Here is a 20,592-nt window from a genome sequence, read left to right on the forward strand (position 1 = left end):
CGCCCGCTCGATGCGGTGTGCCGGTTCGAGATCCCACAAAACCACGTATGCCAACAGCGCCAAGCGATTGTAATCAGGCTTCGACGGCGTTTTAGGACCGTCCAATTCCGATTTCCCCATGAAAGCAATTCTGTCGCACATGCATCGGCCGAAATTGGCCTTTCATGCCTTTTGCGATGCCGACGTCAGCCGTCGTCCTCGTCATCGGTCTCGGACGGGAAAAGCAACATGTCCGCGACGAAGCAGGCCACCGGCGTCGACGCCGAATCCGAAGAACTCCTGGTAGCCGAGGTCGATCGGGTCCTGGCCGTCGAGCAGCGCCGGCTCCCACCGGTCCACGGGCCGGTCCGTGACGTCGAGCCGGGCGGCGACCACGCGGCTGTGGCCGGGATCGTCGACGAAAGTGGCCAGGCCGACCGTCACCGGATACGTTCCCGGCGAGACGGTGACGCTGAACGGCTTGCCGGCGTAGGGCAGCGACGACGGGTCGGCCGCGACCAGCCGGCCGGAGGGCAGGCGCAGCGACCCGGCGCCACGGGTGCTCAGCCGGAGGCGCCGGCCCTCGATGACGCGCTCGGCACCGGTGGCGAACAGCTCCTCGATCCCGTCCGGCCGCAACGGCCGAGGCGGACGCCATGGAGGGCGGGAGTCCGTACGGACGGGCATCGGGTTGCGGGCGGCATCGACGATGTCGGACGGCCCGTCGCCGGCGAGTCCGAGCAGGTCCTGCCACCGGCCGAAACCCGGGACCGGCAGCCGGGGCGGGCTCTGCGCCGAGCGGGACTCATGCCGGGAACCGCGGTCACCGAGCGGCTCGTCCACGTCCGTGCGCTCGCCACTGAGGCGGTACGTCGTGAGGTGCCTGGCGGCGACGTGCGGAAACTCGAACGCGCCCACGCCGGGTGTGGCGCTGCCGTCCCAGGTGCGGGCCTGGCGCAGGAACAGGTCTCCGTCGGGCGTGCCACGCAGCTCGTGCCGGGACAGCCGCCGACCTGCCGCGTCGAACCGCTCCACGCGGCAGTACCCGTCGCTCCAGGAGATGTCGATCACGGCGTGCCGTCGCCCGTCGGCGAGCAGCAGGACGGTGTACGGTTCCCCGGCCGCGTCGCGCGCCTCGGCCACCGCGCGGGTCAGCGGATTGACGACCTCATCGTCCCATCCATCGGCATATACCGCCTCGAACAGCGAGCTCATGCGCGGCGATCGTACCGGCCGCCGACTCCGCCGCAGGGCTCACCGAGACCCTCATCCGGCGGCCAGAAGGGCGGGAAGGTCCTCGAGGGTCTGGATGACCGGCGGCTCCACCGGCCCGAGGTCGCTGCCGCGGTTCAGCCAGATCCCGCGCAGCCCGGCGTCGATGGCGGCGATGGCGTCGGTGCGGAGCCGATCCCCGACGTAGACGACCTCGTGCGGCACCAGGCCGAGCCGGGCGCAGCCCGCGCGGAAGATCCGCGCACTGGGTTTCGCGGCGCCCACCTCACTGGAGACGATGACGTCGGGCAGTGCGTCCGCGAGCCCGACGTGGAGGAGCTTTCTGCGCTGCTGGTCGGCATCACCGTTGGTCAGGACCCCTTGGCGCAGGCGGCGTACGGTGAGCGCCTCGAGCGCCGGCCGTACGTCGGGGTAGACCCGCCAGGCGGCTTCGTAGCGGCGCAGGTACTCGGCGAACCAGGCGTCGGCTCGCCGGTCGTCCCAGGCGCCCAGACCGAGTTCGGCGGCGAGAGAGGTGACGCGGAGGCGGCGCTGTTCGGTGAAGGTGAGCTCTCCGGACAGGTAGCGATCCATCGCCGGTTCTTCGAGATGCCTCCACCGGCGCCGTACGTGCGCGTCGTCGACGTGACGTACGCCGGAGGTCGCCCGAAGGGTCTCGACGAGCGCGATCTCGGCGGCGGTGTCGTGGTCGACCAGCGTGCCGTCCAGGTCGAAGAGCACGGCCCTGACTTCCAAGGTCTTCCTTACTGTCCGCGCCACCAACCCATCAGGGTGCTCCGCCGGCGCTGGGACCTGCCGCGGCTGGGCCTCGACGTCTCAGCCGGTCGGGGAGCCGGAGGGGGAGGAGCGGGGTCTCGCGGTTCCTCCGCGGCCGTCGCCTGGGCGGGCAGGGGTTCGAACTCGACCGGCAGCGCGGTCAGGCCGCGGTGGAAGAAGCCCGGCCGCCAGGTGAGCTGGTCCGCGGGGACGGCGAGTCGCATGTCCGGCAGCCGGTCGAGGAGTTTCTCGATGGCCACGGAGGCGATGAGACGCGCCTGCATCTGGGCGGGGCAGGCGTGCGGGCCCGCGCCCCAGGCCAGGTGGGCTCGGTTGCCGGTGCGCTCGAAGGACAGTGACGGATCGGTGTTCGCGCCGGTGAAGCTGATCACGACCGGCTCGCCCTCGGGAAGGCGCGCGCCGGCGACGTTGAGGTCCGACCGGGGATAGGAGGTGGCGTAATTGGCGATCGGTGGATCCGTCCACAGGATCTCGTCGATCGCGTCCTCGATGGGCAGGCTGCCCCCGGAGAGGTCACTCGCGAACCGGTCGTCGGACAGCAGCAGGCGAACGCCGTTGCCGATCAGGTTCATCTCCGGCTCGGTCCCGCCGCCCTGGAGCGTGACGAGCTGGTGCACCATCTCCTCGTCGGTCAGTTCGGCGGGATGTTCCATCAGCCAGGACGTCATGTCGGGGCCGGGACGCGCGCGTTTGAGGGCCACCAGCTCGAACAGCGTCCGGGTCAGCAGCTCGTTGGCCTTCTCGGGCTCGACGAGCTCGAATATTCCGCTCATGCCCTCGACCAGCCGGTCGCCGAGGTCGGGCGGGCAGCCGAACAACAGGTTGAACACCATGAGCGGGAGGATCCGGGCATACTCACTGATCAGATCGGCTTTTCCGCTCGCGCCGAATCGGTCGATGAGCATGTCGGCGGTGTCTTCGACATAGGAACGCAGGTCGTTCAGCTCGATGCGGGCCAGGGCGTCGGTCGTCGCCCCGCGCACCCGGGCGTGTGCGGCGCCGTCGGTGAAGAGGGCGTTGGGCCGGTATCCCATCATCGGCAGCACCGGGCAGTCCGCGGGCACGCGCTCCTGCCAGCGACGCGGATCGCGCGGGAACGTCGCGGGATCGCGCAGCACCTCCAGCGCCGTGTGATAGCCGATGACGAGCATGGCGGGGGTTCCGGGGGCGATCTCGACCGGGGCGATGGCACCGTGCCGGCGGAGCTCGGCGTACACGCTGCTCGCATCGGCGGTGAAGGCGGGTCCGTACAACGGCGTCCGACTCGCGTGCGCGGGGCAGCCGGGCGGTGGTCCGGGACGATCGGAGGTCAAGGCTGCTCCTGATCACGAAGGTGGGCAGGAATCCTACTGGTCCGAGGGCCGGAGTCGATGCCGGGCGACGGGCCGTGGTTCGGGAATGTTCCAACTGATCGCGGGGTCAGCTTCGGCGGATGAACCTCACCGCGTCGGCGACGACGTACCCGTCCGGCGCGTCGCTGAGCTCGACCGAGCCGTCGAGGCCGGCGGTGAAGGAGAACGTGCCCAGGGACACCCACTCGCTGCCATCCGTCGCCGGTGTGCCGTACGCCGTCTGGTCGATGCCGACCGGGGTGCTGCCTCCGGCATGGTGGACGGTGTACATGGCGGCCCGCGAGCGGTTCGACGCGGCGGTGTAGGAGGCCGTGACCTCGTACTGAGCGTCGGCCGGAAGCGCCGGTCGCCACCGTACGGTGCTGGTGCCGTCGCCGGCCGCGTGCGACTGGTAGTTGCCGCCGTAGTAGCCGGCCACGCCCGTGCCGGCGGCCCAGGTGCCGGAGACCACGATGAAGCCCAGGGCCCCGTTGTCGATGGTGATGTCCTCGTTCACGTCCGCGTGGGCGGGGGCCCGTACGACGCTGAGCTCGTCGAGGGAGATGATCTGGCCGCCGCCGCGTCCGGCGCCGGCCGAGGTGAACCGCAGGGTGTGCCGGCCGGCGGAGAGCCGTACGGTGCCCAGCGCCAGGATGTCGTACCCGTCGGCCGCCTCGGCCGTGGTGTCGATCACGGCGTTGTGCGGTCTCCGGCCGTCGATCGTCACCGTGACCAGGCCGCCGTCGCCCGAGCGGTGATAGCGCAGCAGGACGTCGAGGTCGCCGCCGCGCTCGACGCGGAACGTGTAGTCGAGGTGGTCGCCGGCGGCCGAAGGGGTGAAGACCGCGCGGGCGCCCTCCCTCGCGGTCGGCTCCCGGACGATCTGGACCGTCCCGCCACTGGTGCGCCGGGAGAGGCGGGCCAGGTCGTACGCCTGCTCGCGGAGCCCGGGGCCGGTGGCCAGGCCGTCGCGCCCCCGGGTGAGCCATTCGAGGTTGAAGCGCGCGACCTTCACCCGGAGCGGGGCGCTCGCGTTGTCGCCGTCGCAGCCGTACAGCAGGACGATCGTGCCGTCGGACAGCTGGGCGAGGTCGGAGTAGTACGAGCGGTTCGGGGTGATGACGCGGCTGTACCGGAAGGAGTACGCCTCGTCGTAGCTCACCGAGACGGTCATGTTGTAGCGCACGGGTGCGTCCGGGCGGCTGAACAGGACACGTCCGCTCGTGTAGCGGACCAGGCTCGCGTCCACCGCGTTGAACGTCCCGGTCGCGCCGTCCAGCTTGGGCGCCGACCAGGTCAGGCCCTGATCCAGGCTGACCGCGGTGATCCGCTGCCGGTTGCCGCCGGCGGCGGCCCGCCCGTTCACGAGTACGGAGCCGTCCGCGCGCTGGACGAACCGGGCCTCGTTGATCGGATAGTCGGCGGACACCGGCACGGCGCCGCCGGCCTTCCAGGTACGGCCGTGGTCGTCGCTGTACAGCGACGACACGCCATAGTTGCGGGTGGCGGCGGTGGTGCCGACGATGACCCGGCGGTGCGCCACGTTGACCAGGAGGCGCCCGTTGTCGAGCTGGATGCCGTGGCCGGGCCCCGGGCCGTGCAGCGCCCAGCCGTAGTCGAACCCGTCGAACAGGCCGGCGAGTGAACGCTGCTCGCCCCACGTGGCACCGCCGTCGGTGCTGGAGACGACGTACAGTTCGCCGCTGTCGCCCGAGCAGCTGGTGTTCTCCGGCAGCCGCTCGGACAGCATGTGGAAGAGGAACACCTCCTTGGTGGTGCGGTCGGCCACCAGCGTGGGGTTCCCCCACGACTGCCCGTCGACCGACGTCACCACGGTCTGGGAGTCACTCCACGTCCTGCCCTTGTCGGTGCTGCGGCGCAGCAGCAGGTCGCGCGGGCCGGCGTCGCAGACCTCGTGGCGGCCCTCGGTCACCGCGAGGATCGTGTCGTCGGGCAGCACGGTGAGCGCGTGCACGTGGTAGTTCGCCAGCGGGCCGCTCGACGCGTCCCACAGCGTCGTCTCGGTGAAGAACGGTGCCCCCGGACGCGCCGTGCTCCGCGCCTCGGCGCGCCCGGCCAGTGTGACGGGCCCGATGGCCGCCGCACCGGCCGCGAGGCCGAACGTGAACGTCCTGCGCCCGATCTCTCGCTCGGTCATGAGTCCTCCTTCGCCGGAGGGCGTGACCACTCGCTTCGGTCATTCATGCGGATCTCCTCAGGAGGTAGTGGTCCAGCGGTGCGACGACGCGCGTGAGCTCTCGGATCTCCTCATCCGTGCAGGGCGCCAGGGGCGGCGCGGTGTGGGGCGGGCAGAGCCCCCGGGCCGACAGCAGTGCCTTGACCGCCGGGACCCCGGGCCGTACCGAGTGCAGCCGGGTGAGCCGCGTGGTCAGCGACTGCAGGCGGTCGAGTTCGGCATCGTCGTCGGCGGCGGCCAGTTCGAGCGCCAGCAGCGGCGCGAGGTTCGCGGTGCCGGGCGTGATGCCGTCGGCCCCGGCGCGCAGCGCCTCGGCGAGCAGCTGTTCGTCGCCCTGGCTGACGGCGAACTCCGGGCGGCGGCGGGCCGCCTCGACCATGTACCGCAGCAGGTCGATGTCGCTGGAGGAGTCCTTGACGCCGACGACGTGCGGGAGCCCGACCAGCGCGTCCAGGCACGCCGGAGTGATCGGCGTCGCGCGGGCCGGCGTGTTGTACGCCACGACCGGCAGGCCGTACCGGGCCATCGCCGCGTAGTGCGCGACCACCTCGTCGTCGCGGTGCCGGAAGTACGTCGGGGGACTGAGCACCAGCCCGTCCGCGCCGGCCGCGGCGGCGTCCGAGGCCCGCCGTCCGGCCTCGTCGGTACCGGGCGCGGTGACGTTGACCAGGACCGTTCCGCCGGGGACCAGCTCGTGCCAGCGTGCGACGGCCTCCCGGGCGAACCCCGCGGCCACGGAGGCCGGTATCAGCGGCCCCTCGCCGTTGCTGCCGAGCAGCATCAGCCGCCGTACACCGGCCTCCGCCATCGCACGCAGCAGCGGCTCCCCCGCGTCGGCCGACGGCACTCCCGGGGCGCTCATCGGCGTCACCAGGGGCACCACCACGCCGTCCAGCAGACCGGTCATCAGTACCCCCGGACCTGCGGCCAGGACAGCTCGACGCCGTCGGCGGCCAGTTCGGCCTGGAACCGCTCCAGCAGGGCGGGGTCCGCATGCACCTGAGCGGGTTCGGTGCCGTGGGAGAGGCAGTGCGCGGCCAGCGCCCCGGCCGCCTCGCCGATGTTCCACTCCACCGGGTGCAGGCGATAGCAGCCGTTGGTGATGTGCGTGGTGCCGAGGTTCTTCCCGGCCGCCAGCACGTTGCGCACGCGCAACGGCAGCAGCGCGCCGAGGGGGATCTGGAACGGGCAGCTCGCGACGTCGATGTAGTTGTCGCCCCCGGTGGAGGGATGCAGGTCGATGCGGTACATCCCGATGCCGACGGTGTCGGGGTAGGCCACCGCGCCGTGCTCGCCGCGTACGGCCAGGGAGAGGTCGTGTTCGACGACGGTGCGACGCGCGCGGATCCGCCGCGACTCGCGGATGTAGGGCATCTTGGCCAGGCCGTCGGCGCTCCCCATGACGTCGGGCCGCAGCCGCAGGCCCGGCCACCCGGTGCCGCCGTCGGGCCGGGGGGCCTCGGTCTGCAGCCAGTACAACATGCTGAGCGCCTGGCCCCGGGCGCCGTCGAGGTGCTTGTCACGCTCGTCGTCGGAGACCCCGATCAGCGGGCCGGGCAGGTAGTCGATCATCGGCCAGTTCACGATCGTGACGTCGCTGGCGGCGAAGCCCGGCTCGAACAGCTCGCGGCTCAGGACGCGCCGGAACACCCACAGGTCCTCATCGCCCGGGCCCAGGCTCTGGTCGGCCACGATCGGCCCGGTCGAGCCGTGGGGGACGAACGTGCGCGACACCGGTTCGAGCGTGCGCGGATCGGGCGACGTAAGGCTGAGCAGCCGGTCGGGCCAGAACGGCGGCCGGTACTCGCGCCAGAACCCGTACTGTGCCGGCCGGTCGATCGTATGGTCCTCCCCCTCGCGGTGCTCGACCGCGAACACCCACGAGAACGCCTGCATGTTGCCGGGCTGGGCCTGATCCGGCGCGCTGGGCTCGCCGGTCTCGTCCCGCGACTCGAAGCCGGTGACGTGCTCGACACCGGCCAGGGGCAGCAGGTCGCCCAGCTCCGTGCCGTCCAGCACGTACGGCGCGGCGGCCGTGATCCGCTCGCCGTCCGGCCCCTCCAGGGTCACCGACCGTACGCGGTCGCCGTCCACGTCGGCCGCGACGGGCCGGTGCCGGTAGAGGATGGTCAGCCGCCCGGCGGACAGGTAGGGCGCGACCATGCCCGACAGTACGGAGGCGGCGACGCGCGGCTCGTGGCACAGCCGGCTGACCGTGCCCTGGCCCGGGTTCAGGTCCGGCGCCGCCGCGGCCTCACGGGTGAGCGGGTACCAGGTGCGGTAGTAGTCGCGGATCGCGTCGCGCAGCCGTCGGTAGGACCGGGTCGCGCCGAACTGCTCGATCCACGGGTGCTCGTCCGGCGGTACGCCCTGGCTGGTCAGCTGCCCGCCCAGCCAGTCGGTCTCCTCGGTCAGCAGTACGGTGCGGCCGCGCCGCAGCGCGGCCAGCGCCGCCGCGACGCCGCCGACCCCGCCGCCGACCACCAGGACATCGGCCTCGGCAGCACGCCGAACACCCACAACGATCACACTCCGCTCAAGCTCAGGGGGAATTCGAAGGATCAGGCCCAGTCGGGGAAGAGGTCGGCCTCGCCGTGGTCCATGAGGACGATGAGGCTCAGCAGCGCGCCCCAGGTCTGGAAGGGTTCGCTGTTCGGCTTGTCGCACGCGCCGCCGTGGAGGCTGGAGTAGTTCTCGTGGACGTGGCGCTTCTCGTTCCACTCCTTCAGGACGAGCCGCGAGCTCCCGTCGGCCAGCCACCGGGCGGCCGACCGTTCGCCGGCGCGCAGCAGTCCCAGGTAGACGAGGAAGTTGACCGGGGGCCAGGCCCGCCCGGCCCAGTAGGTGCCCTCGCGCAGGTCCAGGGGCTCGTGGCGCGGCGAGGTGGGCAGGATCCACTCACCGCCGAACCCGTCGTCGGCGAGCAGGTGCTCGGACACCATGCGCTTGCCCCGGTCCCCCGTGCCCAGCCCGGCGAGGAAGGGATAGAAGCTCATGGTGGACAGCCGCTCGGTGAACAGCCCGGTATCGGTCCGCCGGCTCCGGTAGATGCCGCCCGGCTCGTCCCACAGCGACGCCTCCATCGCCGCGGTCACGACCGCGTGGCGCTCCCGCAGCTCGGCGGACGCCGCCGGGTCGCCCAGGACATCGGCGATGTCGGCCAGGACCTCGCAGTCGAGGGCGTACAGGCTGTTCATGCCGACGTCGTGGGCGGCGAGCAGGCTCTTGGCCGCGTCGAACGGCACGTCCTCGAAGACCGGATGCCCGTCCCAGCCGCTCTCGCACGTCGCGCCGAAGTGCTGGTGGATCCGCGGGATGTCCTGCGGCGAGGGATACTCCGGGTCGAAGTACGTGGAGCCCAGGCACAGCAGGTCGCCGTCGCGGCGCACGCGCCACCACCAGCGGTTCCACGACAGCAGTGCGTCGAAGGTCTCCTCCAGCAGCCATCGGTCGCCGAAGATCCGGTACAGCTCGCGCACCACCAGCGAGCCGACCGGCGGCTGCGAGCCGTCGAAGGTGCGCCGCCCGGTGCCCTGCTCGACGTTCGGTACGAACCCCTCCGGCGTGAGCGCCCGGAGCATCTCGACCACGTTGACGTAGGCGATCTCCTTGCCGGCGCGGGCCGCCAGCAGCGCGTTGAAGAACTGGTCCCAGCAGAACAGCGCGTACCCGCCGCGCTTGCCGACGTTCCACAGGCGGCTGACGGTGGTGAGCACACGGGACCTGGACGGGTCGTAGATCGTGTTCCAGGAGATGGCGTCCCGTACGATCTCGCGATGCCGGGCGAGCTCCGTCGCCTCGGGCTCGCCGATCTCGGCGGAGGCCCGGGCGACGATCTCGGCGATCTCCCGGATGTCGCGAGGGCGTCCGGTGCCGACCCCGACGGCGGAGTTCAGCTCCATCGCCAGGTACGGGCCGTCGATGTCGGTGTACGGGTCGTCGACGTGCGGTGCCGTGCCGAAGACCTCGACGGTGCGTCCGCCGGACGCCGTGATCCGCTCGCCGTCCCGGCTCACCGAGCCCGGCCGGTTCCACAAATAGCCGACCGCGACGGTCAGCAGCGCGCTCTTGCTCTGGTTCGCCGTCGGTGTCACCAGCGCGACCAGGTCCTCGCCCACGTGCGCGGTCTGCACGCGGATGGTGATGCCGGCCCACGACACGGTCGCCTCGGTGTACCGGCCGTCCATGGCGTGGCGGCCCAGGGTGACGGTCTCGGCGCCCTCGGGACCGGGTGCGGTGCGGCGGCCGATCTGCGCGGCGCGCAGCGAGGTGCCCCAGTAGTACTCCTTCAGGCCGAGGGAGATCCCCAGCGCGTCGGGGAGGAGGACGTGGGTGAGCACGCTGCGCGTGTCCCACGTGTTCCACCCCCGCGCGAGCGACGCCTGGATCTCCGCGTAGGCCGTTTCACTGTTCTGTGTCATCGATCCTTCTCAGGTGCCCAGGTCGTTCAGTTCCAGGGCCGCGTCCAGCAGGGCCCGGGTGTACTCGTGGCTCGGGGCGGAGAACACCGCGTCCGCGGTGCCCTCCTCGACGATGCGGCCCTGCCGCATGACGACGACGCGGTCGGCGATCTGGTGGACGACGCCGAGGTCGTGGCTGATGAACAACATCGACAGCCGCCGTGTGGTGCGCAGCTCGAGGAGCAGGCGCAGCACCTGGGCCTGGACGGACACGTCCAGCGCGGACACGGCCTCGTCGCAGACGATCAGCCGGGGCTCCAGCGCGAGCGCCCGCGCCAGGCTGACCCGCTGGCACTGGCCGCCGGACAGCTGCGCGGGATAGCGGTCGGCGACGTCGGGTTCGAGGCCGACGTCGGCGAGCGCCGCCACGATGGCGTCCGCGCGCGGTCCCGGCGGCGCGACCGAGGGGTGCATGCTCCACGCCTCGTCGACGATCGCGCCGACCCGCATCCGGGGGTTCAGCGAGGACCGCGGGTCCTGGAACACCATCTGGATCGCGCGCCGGAGCTCCGCCGTACGGCGTGCCGGCAGCGGTGAACCGGCGAACGTCATGACGCCGGCGTCGGCGCGCTGGAGACCGACGACGCACCGGGCCACGGTCGTCTTGCCCGAGCCGGACTCCCCGACCACGGCGACGATCTCGTTCTCCTCGACGGTGAGGCTCGCGCCCTCGACGGCGGCGAACCGGGACCGGCGCAGCGACCCCCGGACCGGGAAGGTCACCCGCAGCCCGTCCACGGAGAGCAGCGGCGGGTTCGTCACGTCAGCACCCTTTCGGCCTCGTGGCAGGCGCTCCAGCGATCCGGGACGACCTCGCGCAGCGGCGGGATCTCCGTCCGGCAGCGGTCGACCGCGATCGGGCAGCGCGGATGGAACGGGCAGCCGGCGGGACGCCGGGCGGGCGTGACCGAGGTGCCCGGGAGCGGGTCGGCGATCGCGGTCTTGGTACGGACGGCGGGCACGCTCCGGACGAGCGCCCGGGTGTACGGGTGCGCCGGCCGCCGGAGGATCGCGGAGGCGGCGCCGCGTTCGGCGACCCGCCCGGCGTACATCACGACGAGGTCGTGCGCGACGTGCGACATGACACGCAGGTCGTGGCTGACCAGGAGCATCGCGGCGTTCTCCTCGGCCTGGAGCCGGCGCAGCATGTCGAGCACGCGTGCCTGCACGGTCACGTCGAGCGCCGTCGTCGGCTCGTCCGCAAGCACCAGCGACGGTTGCGCGATCATCGCCATGGCGATCATGGCCCGCTGCCGCAGCCCGCCGGAGAGCTCGTGCGGGTAGGCCCGCGCCCGGCGGGCCGGCTCCGGGACGCCGACCCTCTCCAGCATCTCGATCGCCCGGCTCCGCGCCTCCGCCCGTGGGACGCCCGAGCGGCGCAGCACCTCGCCGACCTGCCGGCCGACGCGCTGGGTGGGATTCAGCGACGCCATGGGGTCCTGGAAGATCATCGAGATCTCGTGGCCGCGCAGGGACCGCAGCCGTGCCCGGCCGGCGGTGACCAAATCCGTGCCCTGGAACTCGATCGACCCGGTGACGGCCGACTCATCGGGGAGCAGGCCGATGATCGACATCGCGGTCATCGTCTTCCCGCTGCCGGTCTCGCCGATCAGCCCGACGGTGGTGCCGGCCCGGACATCGAAGGAGACGTCGTCGATGATCCGAACCGGGCCGTCCTCGCCGGGCAGGTCCACCGACAGCCCGGCCACCCTCAGGAGGACGTCCGGCACGGACGCCTCCTGAGGAGCGTCACCCATCCTCACTTCCGTCATCGGTCAGCCGCCCGAGAGGACGGCTTTGGAGAAGTCCGGGTAGCCGAGGGCGTCGAGCGTGAACCCGGACAGGTTCTTGTTCCACACGTAGGCGACCTTCGCCGTCATCGGGTACATGCCGACCGCGTCGTCCCAGATGATCTTCTCGGCCTGCGCGTAGGCCTGCTGCCGCTCGTTGCGGTCGGCGGCCTCCCCGGCCTTGGCCAGCAGCTTGTCCAGCTTCGGGTTGCAGTACCCGTTGCGCTTGGCGTCGCAGGGGTAGAGGCGCCCGAGGTTGGTCGAGGCGTCGTACCCCGGGGTGCCCAGCTGCTGGAAGTTGACGTCCCATTTGAGAGCCAGCAGGTCCTTGATGAAGACGGCCTGCTCCTTCTGCAGCAGGTCCGTCTTCACGCCGATCTTCGCCCAGTCGGAGACCACCGCCTGGAGGAACGGCTTGAAGGCGGCCTGGCCGAACTGGAGCCGGAGCGGCTTGTCGAACGGGAACCCGGCGTCCTGTAGGTCCTTCTTTGCTGCGGCCGGGTCGTACGGCACGGGCGACTGCGGGGCGTAGCCGAACACCGTGGACGCCAGCGGCGAGTCGGCGAGCTGCCCGGTCTCCGGGTAGAGCTGCTTGATGATCGACTTGTAGTCGACCGCCTCCCACAGGGCCCGGCGCACCTTCGCGCTCTTCAGCGCCGGCGTGCCCGAGTTGAACCACATGGTGATGTTGGCGTTGCTGGGGACCGACTGGACCTTCAGCCTCGAGTCGGACTTCAGGGACGGGAGCTGGTCATCCGGTACGCCCCACACCGCGCTGATCTCACCGGTCTTCAGCGCGGTCAGCCGGGCCGAGACGTCCGGGATGCTCCGGAGCGTCAGCGATTTGATCTTCGGCGCGCCACCCCAGTAGTTCGGGTTCGGGACCATCGTCAGGTCGGCGCTCGGCTTGAAGGACTCGACCATGAACGGGCCCGAGCTGACCGGCTTGGCGAAGTACGACGCGGCGTCCGTCGGAACCCCGGACGGCAGGACGTACAGCACCGTCAGCTTGCTCGGCAGCGCCGGGTCGGGGGTCTTCTCGGTGAAGGTGACGGCGGTGTCCGAGCCGGCCTTGACCGTGACGCCCTTGAAGTTGGCGGCGGACGGCCCGTTCAGCTTCATCAATCGCTGGAAGGTGTCGACGATGTCGGCGGAGGTCAGCGGGCTGCCGTCGGAGAACTTCAGGCCGCTGCGCAGGGTGAAGTCCCAGGTCGTCGAGTCCGCGTTCGCCTTCCACGACTGGGCGAGGTCGGGTTCGAGGGTCCCGGTGGCGTTCGGCTTCAGCAGCCGGCCGTAGATCTGCTGGCCGGCGAGCTCCTTGCCCGCGGCGCCGCCCTCGGCCGAGCCCGGGTCGATGTTGTCGATGACGAAGGTGCCACTGGCGACGACGCCCTTCCCACCCGAGGCGGAGCCGCCGCCGTTGATGGAGCATGCCGCGCTCACAAGGGCGACCGCGAGCAGCCCGGCGGCCTTCGATGATGTTCTGATGCCCATTGGTGATCCTTTTGCGGGGGACTTTGAGGGAGGGCTCTCGCTACCGCGACCGGGCGCGGCCGTAGCGGGCCGTGAGGTCGTCACCGAGCAGGCCGACGCTGATGACGAGGATGGACAGGGCGATGCCCGGGGCCGCGGATATCCACCACGCCGAGCTGAGGTACTCCTTGCCGGCCGCGATGGTCTGGCCCCATGAGGGGGACGACGCGGGCAGGCCGATCCCGAGGAAGCTCAGGCCGGCCTCGGCCAGGACGATGAGGGCGAATTCGAGGGTGGCCATCGCCACGACGGGGCCGAGCGTGAACGGCAGGATGTGCCGTCGCAACAGGCGGCCGGTGCCCACGCCGATGAGCCGGGCCGCGTCGATCCAGTAGCGCTCGCGGACGCTGAGGACGACACTGCGGGTCATCCGCGCGAACGACACCCAGCCGGTGACCGAGAGCGCGATGACGATGGTCCAGATGCTCGGCGTGAAGACACCGGCGATGACGATCGCCAGGAGGATGCCGGGGAACGCCTGCAGGATGTCGATCAGCCGGGCGAGAACCGAGTCGGCCCAGCCGCGGTAGTAGCCGGCGACGAACCCGATGAGCAGGCCGATCACCGTGCACACCGCGACGGTGACGACGCCGATGAACACGGAGGTGCGGGCGCCGTACACGATCTGGGCGAGCACGTCCCGGCCGAGCGCGTCCGTGCCGAGCAGGGCGGTGGCCCCGGTCGAGGTCCTCGCGCCGGGGGCCAGCAGCCGGTCCTGCAGGTGGGTGCGCACCGGGTCGTAGCCGATGACCAGCGGGCCGAACACCGCGACGACGACGTAGACGCCGATGATGACGGCCGGCACGAGCCCGCCGCGTCGCCGCCGGGCGGACCGGCGGCGCGAGGCCACGAGGGCCGCCATGCCGGTCATGAGATCTCCCCCGCTCCACCCCGCGGGCCGCGCTCCTCGATTTCCGTGCTCCGCTCGGTCATGACCTCACCGCCATGCGGATGCGGGGGTCCAGTTGCCCGTACAGCAGGTCCGCGGCGAGGTTGAGCAGCACGATGATCGCGGCGATCGTCAGCGTCGCGGCCTGGACGACCGCGTAGTCGCGGTTGCCCACCGAGTCCACGATGAGCGTGCCCAGGCCCGGCCAGGCGAAGACGTTCTCCACCACGACCGCGCCGCCCAGCAGCGCGCCGACCTGGAGACCGACGACGGTGGTGACCGGGATGAGCGCGTTGCGGAGCACGTGCCCGGTCAGCACCTGGCGCAGCGTCAGGCCCTTGGACAGGGCCGTCTGCACGTACGGCTCGGACATCGCCTCGGCGACGCCGCTGCGGGTCACGCGGGCGACGATCGCGGTGAACGGGAAGGACAGCGTCACCGCGGGAAGGACGATGCTGCCGATGCCGTCGACGCCCGCGCTCGGCAGGAGCCGCAGCCCGAGGGAGAAGACGAGGATCAGCATGATGCCGATCCAGAACGTCGGGAACGACTGCAGGACGATGGTCAGGGTCGTCACGATCCGGTCCTGCAGGGAGCCCGATCGGATGCCCGCGGCCGATCCCAGCACCAGGCCGACGAACAGCGAGATCGCCGCCGCGGTGAGGGTCAGGTCGATGGTGGCGGGCAGCCGGGAGAAGACCGCGCCGATCGCGGACGTACCCAGGCGGTAGGAGTCGCCGAAGTCGAGGTGCAGGACCCGGACCAGGTAGTCCCAGTACTGCACCAGAATCGGCTTGTCGAGCCCCAGCTTGACGTGCATCGCCGCGACCTGGGCCGGGTCGGCGTCCGGGCCCAGCATCACCGCCGCCGGGTCGCCGGGGGCGACCCGCACGATCAGGAAGATCAGCGTGCACGCGCCCCACAGGACGAGGACGCCGGCGAGCAGGCGGCGGCCGATGAGCGTCAGCATCGCCGGCTGTCGATCCGTGCGCGGGACGGCGCGAAGCGGCGTCGCGTAACCCGCTCGTAATGCCCGGGGTTCATGGCGCAACCCTCCTGATACGCATTAGAAATCGGTGGACCGATGCTGGCAGCCGTCCTTAGGGCTGTCAAGGGGCCGTCCGAAATCGCTGGCGCCCTTCGGCTCTCGCGCAGATTAGGCCTTCCACCTGCGAGAATCCCGATTGGCAGTGCCGGGGCCGGATCCCGGCGCGGTCTCGGCCGGCGACGGCGGGTGCTAGATTCTCCGTGTTAATAGGCATCAGTAATCAGGGAGAACGCGGTGGCGAGAGGCAGGCGGCCCACTCAGGCGGACATCGCACGCGTCGCCGGCGTGAGTCAGGCGACCGTCTCCCTGGTGCTGAACGAGCGTGCCGAGCCGTCGGGCATCACCGCGGCGACGCGGCAGCGCGTGGCGCAGGCGATACGCCAGCTCGGGTACGTCCCCAACCCGGCGGCCCGCACGCTCGCCGGCGGGATGAACAAGATCCTCGGGTTCTACACGTTCGAGTCGGTCTTCCCGCTCGACGGCGACGACTTCTACTTCCCGTTCCTCATGGGCATCGAGGAGGAGACCGAGTCGCTGGGCTATGACCTGCTGATGTTCAACAGCACCGGGCGCGAGCGCCAGATGTTCGCGAACGGGTCGACGCGGCTCGCGCTCGCCGACGGCACGCTCCTGCTCGGCCGCGAGCCGAACCTCGCCGACATCTGCCGGCTCCGCGACGACGGCTACCGGTTCGTCTACATCGGCCGGCGCGACGTCCCCGGCGGCGGCATCTCGTACGTTACGGCCGACTACACCCGCGCGACGCGCGAGGTGACCGAACGCCTCATCGGGCTCGGCCATCGCCGGTTCGCGCGCTACCGGTTGCGCGAGGCGACCTCGGAGGCGGCACGCGACCGGGAGGACGGTTTCCGCTCCGCCCTGGCGGAGGCGGAGCTCAAGGCGCCGCCCACGACGACGCTGGAGTCGCCCGAGGACGCCCTGGTGCTCTTCGAGCACGCGGTCCGGTCGGGCGTCACCGCCCTGGTGGTCGACCAGCAGTCCATCGCCGAGGTCGTCCGTGCCCACGCCGCGGACACCCGCTCCGCCGGCGACCTGAGCATCGCGGTCCTCGGCGACACGATGGGCACGCGGTCGGACGCCGGGCCGCCGCTCGAATGGTCCGGCTTCCGCATCCCCCGCAAGGAGATGGGCGCGGCCGCGACACGGGCCCTGGTGGACAAGCTCGAAGCGGACGTCGAGGAGCCCGTCGAGATCAAGGTTCCGTGCGAACTCGTCAACGGCGAGACCGTGTCCGCACGCTGACGCGGGTCACCGGGCGAACAGCGCGACGGGAGCGTCCAGCACCAGGCCGAAGACGCCCCGGCCGTTGTCCGAGACGAGGCACGAAGCTCCATCCCCGGCCGGGCGCGCACGTCGGTCAGGGGGATCCCCGTCCGGCTAACGCGACAGCACGAGGTGGAAGGCGAACTCCTCGCCCGCGTACCGGGTCTGCGTCTTCTCCAGCGGCACGTCGTGCTGGTCGAAGATGAGGCGCTCCTCGACGAGCAGCGCGGCGGCCGGGCGGACGCCGAGCAGCTCCGCGTCCTCGTCGCCGGCGTTGGCCGCGACGAGCGTTCCCGTGGCCCTCGCCGGGACCTCGCCGAGCGCCTGCAGGGCCTCGTGCAGCGACCCCTGTTCGAGGTCCTCGTTCAGGACGGCGGCGCACGAGATCGGCAGGACGACGTTCTCGATCGCGACCGGCCGGTCGTCGGCCAGGCGGAGCCGGCGCAGGTGCGCGACCTTCGCCCGCGGGGGCAGCTGGAGCGCGGCCAGCTCGGCGGGCTCTCCGGTGCGGATCTCCGAGGCCAGCACCCGCGAGCCCGCCACCGCGCCGCGCAGGGCCATCTCCTCGGTGAAGGACCGAAGCCGCGGGATGTCGCGGTGGACCTTCGGCTCGGCCACGAACGTGCCGACGCCCGGAACGCGGTAGATGAGGCCTTCGTCGGCGAGACGCTGCGCGGCCTGGCGCACGGTCATCCGGCTGACGTCGAACAGAGCGCACAGCTCGGCATCGGACTCGATCGCGTCGCCCGGGCGCAGGCTCGCGATCCGGCTGCGCAGGTGTCGCTCCACCGCCTTGTGGCGGGGGATGGCACGGGAGGTCACGACGGCGTCCCCGCGGTGGCTGACGGCCGGATGCGGGGCTCACGAGCAGGTCGCATGGCAAGCAGTCTAGACGGGTGGCGCAGAACCTGACCTTGCGCCGCCGGTGGGGTCGGCCTCCGCTTACCAGTCTAGACAGGTTGTACGGGAGTCGTACCCCGGGTGTTTCGGCGTGGTGTGCAGAGACACAGCCTGAACGTGTCGATATGGCGGGATTGTGAGGGTTACGCTCGGAGAACGCGATCAGGTGCTCAGAGCGGAGGGGTCACCGTGAAGGACAAGCCGGCCGTTCCCGAACCGCAGCCACACTGGGCGCTCGACACCGGCGTGCCGCACACCGCCCGCGTCTGGAACTACTTCCTCGGCGGCAAGGACAACTTCGCCTCCGACCGCGAGGCCGCCGAGCGCATCGCCGAGGTCAACCCGCCCGTGCTCGAGCTCGCTCGCGCCTCCCGCGCGTTCCTCGTCCGCGCCGTCCGCCACCTGACCGGCGAAGTCGGGATCAGGCAGTTCATCGACATCGGCACCGGGCTGCCCACCTTCAACAACACGCACGAGGTCGCCCAGAAGATCGCCCCGGAGTCGCGCATCGTCTACGTGGACAACGATCCGCTGGTGCTGGTGCACGCCGAGGCCCTGCTCACCAGCACGAAGGCCGGCGTCACCCACTATGTCCAGGGCGACCTGCACGACCCCGACACGATCCTGCGCGAGGCGGCGGAGATCCTGGACCTCGACCGGCCCGTCGCGATCATGCTGATCGCGATCCTGCACCACATCGGCGACACGGACGAGGCGCGGAAGATCGTACGCCGGCTGGTGGACGCGGTGCCGTCGGGCAGCCACCTGGCGATCGCCCACGCCGTGCACAGCGAGACGATGGACGAGGGCGCGCGGCAGTGGAACAAGGTCGGCAGGCCTCCGCTCATCCCACGTGACCCCGAGGAGATCGAGAGCTTCCTCGACGGCCTCGACGTGCTGGAGCCGGGAGTCGTCACGACGACGCGCTGGCGCCCCGGCGAGGTCGACCTGGGGGTCACCCACGACGTGGACCAGTACGCCGCCGTCGGCCGCAAGCCCTGACCTGCGGCCAACGGCGGATCGTTTCACGCGGCCGGCGGCTCGCCGGACCGCCACACCGGCATCACCTCGACGGACGTGAAGCGCCAGCCGGCGTCCGTGCGGGTCGCGGTGAAGTGGTAGCGCTCGCCGACCGCGAAGGACGGCGTGGTGTCCGAGACGAAGATCGCCACGACGTTCGCTCGTACCGTGGCCGCGTCGCCGTCCAGATCCACCAGGACGTTCGACGTCACGTGCTGGGTGCGGTCGACGCGTTCGTGGATGAGCCGCGCGTGCTCGGTGATCGCCTCGATGCCATGGGCCCGGCCGCCGCCGGTGGACACGGTCGCGTCTTCGGTGAAGATCGAGCCGGTGGCGTCCCAGCGTCGCTCGTCCAGCCAGCGGCCCTGGCGTGCCAGCAGGTCGGTGAGTTCGGCTCGGTCGAGTAGCTCCTGCATGAGTGAACCTCCAGAACGTTAGTGGCCCTAACGGTAAATCGTTAGGGCCACTAACGCAACTGGGTCCGCGTCATGCGCCACGACGAGAGCGCGGGCGCGCCCGGCCGCCACGGTGGCGGAAATCCGGGCGACGGAACCCAGAGTCATGCCCGGTAACGGCAACGGATGGTCGTGAGAACAGCGTGATTTGATGTGCCTCTTGCGAACACGGGCTGTGAACAATCGTTCGTCATCCGGGCCGAAGTGCGCTCGAACACGGTGATGACAACGAGAAAACCATCACATAACCTGGCTCCGACAGCCCGTATTCAGTCCTGTCGCAGGACGCCATTAGACGGAGCAGGAGATGCCTGTGCGGCACGAAGCTCGTTACGGGAGGAAAACGGCTGTGCAGCCCGCCACGTACACCCCGACGGACCACGCGAAACACGAGTCAATTCCGGACATGCGAGAAGTACCATTTTCGGAGCTGGCCAATGATCGGCGCGTGGATGATGTAGCACGGCGATTCGCCGGTGACATCGACGGTTCTCGCTACCTGAGGTCGCGGAGCTTCAATTCCCACTGAGCACATCGCGATGCCGGCGGCGATCGGCCAGTACGTGCTCAAGGTCCACAGCCGGTGCGATCTGGCCTGTGACCACTGCTACGTCTACGAGCACGCCGACCAGAGCTGGCGCGGCAAGCCGGCGCGGATCGGTGCCGACGTCGCGCGAAGAGCGGTGCGGCGCATCGCCGAGCACGCCGTCGCACACGACATCCCCGCCGTGCAGATCATCCTCCACGGCGGTGAGCCGCTGCTGCTCGGCCACTCCGGCCTCGACGGGCTGCTGAGGACGCTGCGCGCCGGCCTCGACCCGGTGACCCGTCTCGACCTGCACATCCACACCAACGGGATCCGCCTGGACGAGCGGTTCTGCGAGATCTTCGCCGAGCACGGCGTCAGGGTCGGTGTGTCGCTCGACGGCGACCGCGCGGCCAACGACCGGCACCGCGTCTACCGCGACGGGCGCAGCAGCCACGCGGGCGTCCTGCGCGCGCTCGCCCTGCTGCGCGACAGGCGCCCGCTCTACGCCGGGATCCTCTGCACGATCGACCTGGCCAACGACCCGATCGCCGTCTATGAGGCGCTCGTCCGCGAAGAGCCGCCCGTGCTCAACCTGCTGCTGCCCCAGGCGACCTGGGACTCGCCGCCGTACCGGCCGCCCGGGGTGCCCGCGCCGTACGCCGACTGGCTCGGCCGCGTCTACGACCGCTGGACCGCCGACGGCCGCCCCGTCCCGATCCGGCTGTTCGACTCCATCATCTCGACCGCCCGCGGCGGGCCCAGCTGGACCGAGGCGATCGGCCTGGACCCGGTCGAACTGCTGGTCATCGACACGGACGGCGGCTGGGAGCAGGCGGACTCGCTGAAGACGGCCTTCGACGGCGCGCCGGCCACCGGCATGAACGTCTTCTCCCACGCCGTGGACGACGTCGCGCGACACGCGGGGGTCGCGGCCCGCCGTACCGGCCGGGAGGGGCTCTCGGCCACCTGCCGGTCCTGCGACCTGGTCTCCATCTGCGGCGGCGGTCTCTACGCGCACCGCTACCGCACCGGCTCGGGCTTCGACAATCCGTCCGTGTACTGCGCCGACCTCAAGGCGCTGATCCGCCGGATCGCGCCGCCCGCAGGCGCCCGGCCCGCCGAGGCGGCCGGCGTGCACCGGCTGTCGCCCGCCGCACTCGCCTCGCT

Annotated in this window: 17 protein-coding genes; 3 read left to right on the plus strand and 14 right to left on the minus strand. The window is 71.1% G+C overall.

The features are described 5' to 3' along the window. Positions 1 to 201: 201 nt before the first annotated feature. The 12 genes from ACFFNX_RS03105 to ACFFNX_RS03160 all read right to left on the minus strand — a co-directional run bounded on the left by ACFFNX_RS03105 (position 202) and on the right by ACFFNX_RS03160 (position 15,159). A complete protein-coding gene (locus tag ACFFNX_RS03105; protein WP_378194710.1) occupies positions 202 to 1,194 on the minus strand; it encodes a DUF4241 domain-containing protein in 993 nt (330 codons plus the stop codon). Between the two features lie 51 nt (positions 1,195 to 1,245). Beyond that, complete coding sequence (locus ACFFNX_RS03110; protein ID WP_378194713.1) at positions 1,246 to 1,947, minus strand: HAD family hydrolase; 702 nt, start codon at positions 1,945 to 1,947, stop codon at positions 1,246 to 1,248. 8 nt (positions 1,948 to 1,955) lie between these two features. Further along, entirely contained in the window at positions 1,956 to 3,302 is a 1,347-nt protein-coding gene (locus ACFFNX_RS03115; RefSeq protein WP_378194716.1) for a cytochrome P450, read from the minus strand. Positions 3,303 to 3,408: 106 nt separating this feature from the next. Further along, on the minus strand, positions 3,409 to 5,478 hold the full coding sequence (locus tag ACFFNX_RS03120; RefSeq protein ID WP_378194719.1) for a golvesin C-terminal-like domain-containing protein: 2,070 nt from the start codon (positions 5,476 to 5,478) through the stop codon (positions 3,409 to 3,411). 43 nt (positions 5,479 to 5,521) lie between these two features. After that, positions 5,522 to 6,424: a dihydrodipicolinate synthase family protein gene (locus ACFFNX_RS03125; RefSeq protein WP_378194722.1), complete on the minus strand. Its 903-nt coding sequence runs from the start codon at positions 6,422 to 6,424 to the stop codon at positions 5,522 to 5,524. Beyond that, positions 6,424 to 8,037, minus strand: a complete 1,614-nt coding sequence (locus tag ACFFNX_RS03130; protein ID WP_378194725.1) for an FAD-dependent oxidoreductase — start codon at positions 8,035 to 8,037, stop codon at positions 6,424 to 6,426. Before ACFFNX_RS03130 ends, ACFFNX_RS03125 begins: the two co-directional genes overlap by 1 nt. 41 nt (positions 8,038 to 8,078) lie before the next feature. Continuing rightward, complete coding sequence (locus tag ACFFNX_RS03135) at positions 8,079 to 9,938, minus strand: MGH1-like glycoside hydrolase domain-containing protein (RefSeq protein ID WP_378194728.1); 1,860 nt, start codon at positions 9,936 to 9,938, stop codon at positions 8,079 to 8,081. Positions 9,939 to 9,947: 9 nt separating this feature from the next. Beyond that, positions 9,948 to 10,739 (minus strand): ABC transporter ATP-binding protein, encoded by a 792-nt coding sequence (locus ACFFNX_RS03140; RefSeq protein ID WP_378194731.1) that lies wholly within the window; start codon positions 10,737 to 10,739, stop codon positions 9,948 to 9,950. After that, positions 10,736 to 11,734, minus strand: a complete 999-nt coding sequence (locus ACFFNX_RS03145; protein ID WP_378194734.1) for an ABC transporter ATP-binding protein — start codon at positions 11,732 to 11,734, stop codon at positions 10,736 to 10,738. Before ACFFNX_RS03145 ends, ACFFNX_RS03140 begins: the two co-directional genes overlap by 4 nt. Before the next feature lie 18 nt (positions 11,735 to 11,752). Further along, positions 11,753 to 13,261, minus strand: a complete 1,509-nt coding sequence (locus ACFFNX_RS03150; RefSeq protein WP_378194737.1) for an ABC transporter substrate-binding protein — start codon at positions 13,259 to 13,261, stop codon at positions 11,753 to 11,755. Positions 13,262 to 13,301: 40 nt separating this feature from the next. Next, positions 13,302 to 14,171: an ABC transporter permease gene (locus tag ACFFNX_RS03155; RefSeq protein ID WP_378194740.1), complete on the minus strand. Its 870-nt coding sequence runs from the start codon at positions 14,169 to 14,171 to the stop codon at positions 13,302 to 13,304. 58 nt (positions 14,172 to 14,229) lie between these two features. Then, a complete protein-coding gene (locus tag ACFFNX_RS03160; RefSeq protein ID WP_378194743.1) occupies positions 14,230 to 15,159 on the minus strand; it encodes an ABC transporter permease in 930 nt (309 codons plus the stop codon). Positions 15,160 to 15,471: 312 nt separating this feature from the next. Between ACFFNX_RS03160 and ACFFNX_RS03165 the strand changes: the two genes are divergently transcribed. Then, positions 15,472 to 16,500 (plus strand): LacI family DNA-binding transcriptional regulator, encoded by a 1,029-nt coding sequence (locus tag ACFFNX_RS03165; protein ID WP_378194746.1) that lies wholly within the window; start codon positions 15,472 to 15,474, stop codon positions 16,498 to 16,500. A 135-nt stretch (positions 16,501 to 16,635) separates the two neighbouring features. Here ACFFNX_RS03165 and ACFFNX_RS03170 read toward each other — a convergent pair whose 3' ends face one another. Beyond that, positions 16,636 to 17,343, minus strand: coding sequence for a GntR family transcriptional regulator (locus ACFFNX_RS03170; protein WP_378194750.1), 708 nt, complete (start codon positions 17,341 to 17,343; stop codon positions 16,636 to 16,638). A 267-nt stretch (positions 17,344 to 17,610) separates the two neighbouring features. On the opposite strand from ACFFNX_RS03170, the gene ACFFNX_RS03175 reads away from it, so the two are divergent. After that, positions 17,611 to 18,423, plus strand: a complete 813-nt coding sequence (locus ACFFNX_RS03175) for an SAM-dependent methyltransferase (RefSeq protein ID WP_378194753.1) — start codon at positions 17,611 to 17,613, stop codon at positions 18,421 to 18,423. A 23-nt stretch (positions 18,424 to 18,446) separates the two neighbouring features. Here ACFFNX_RS03175 and ACFFNX_RS03180 read toward each other — a convergent pair whose 3' ends face one another. Next, a complete protein-coding gene (locus tag ACFFNX_RS03180; RefSeq protein WP_378194756.1) occupies positions 18,447 to 18,857 on the minus strand; it encodes a nuclear transport factor 2 family protein in 411 nt (136 codons plus the stop codon). 578 nt (positions 18,858 to 19,435) lie between these two features. On the opposite strand from ACFFNX_RS03180, the gene ACFFNX_RS03185 reads away from it, so the two are divergent. Then, positions 19,436 to 20,592 (plus strand): FxsB family cyclophane-forming radical SAM/SPASM peptide maturase (locus ACFFNX_RS03185; protein WP_378194759.1); only part of this gene is annotated, 1,157 nt, incomplete at its 3' end.

Origin of the sequence: Actinoallomurus acaciae (genome assembly GCF_042429965.1) — a bacterium.
GTDB classification, from domain to species: Bacteria; Actinomycetota; Actinomycetes; order Streptosporangiales; family Streptosporangiaceae; genus Actinoallomurus; species Actinoallomurus acaciae.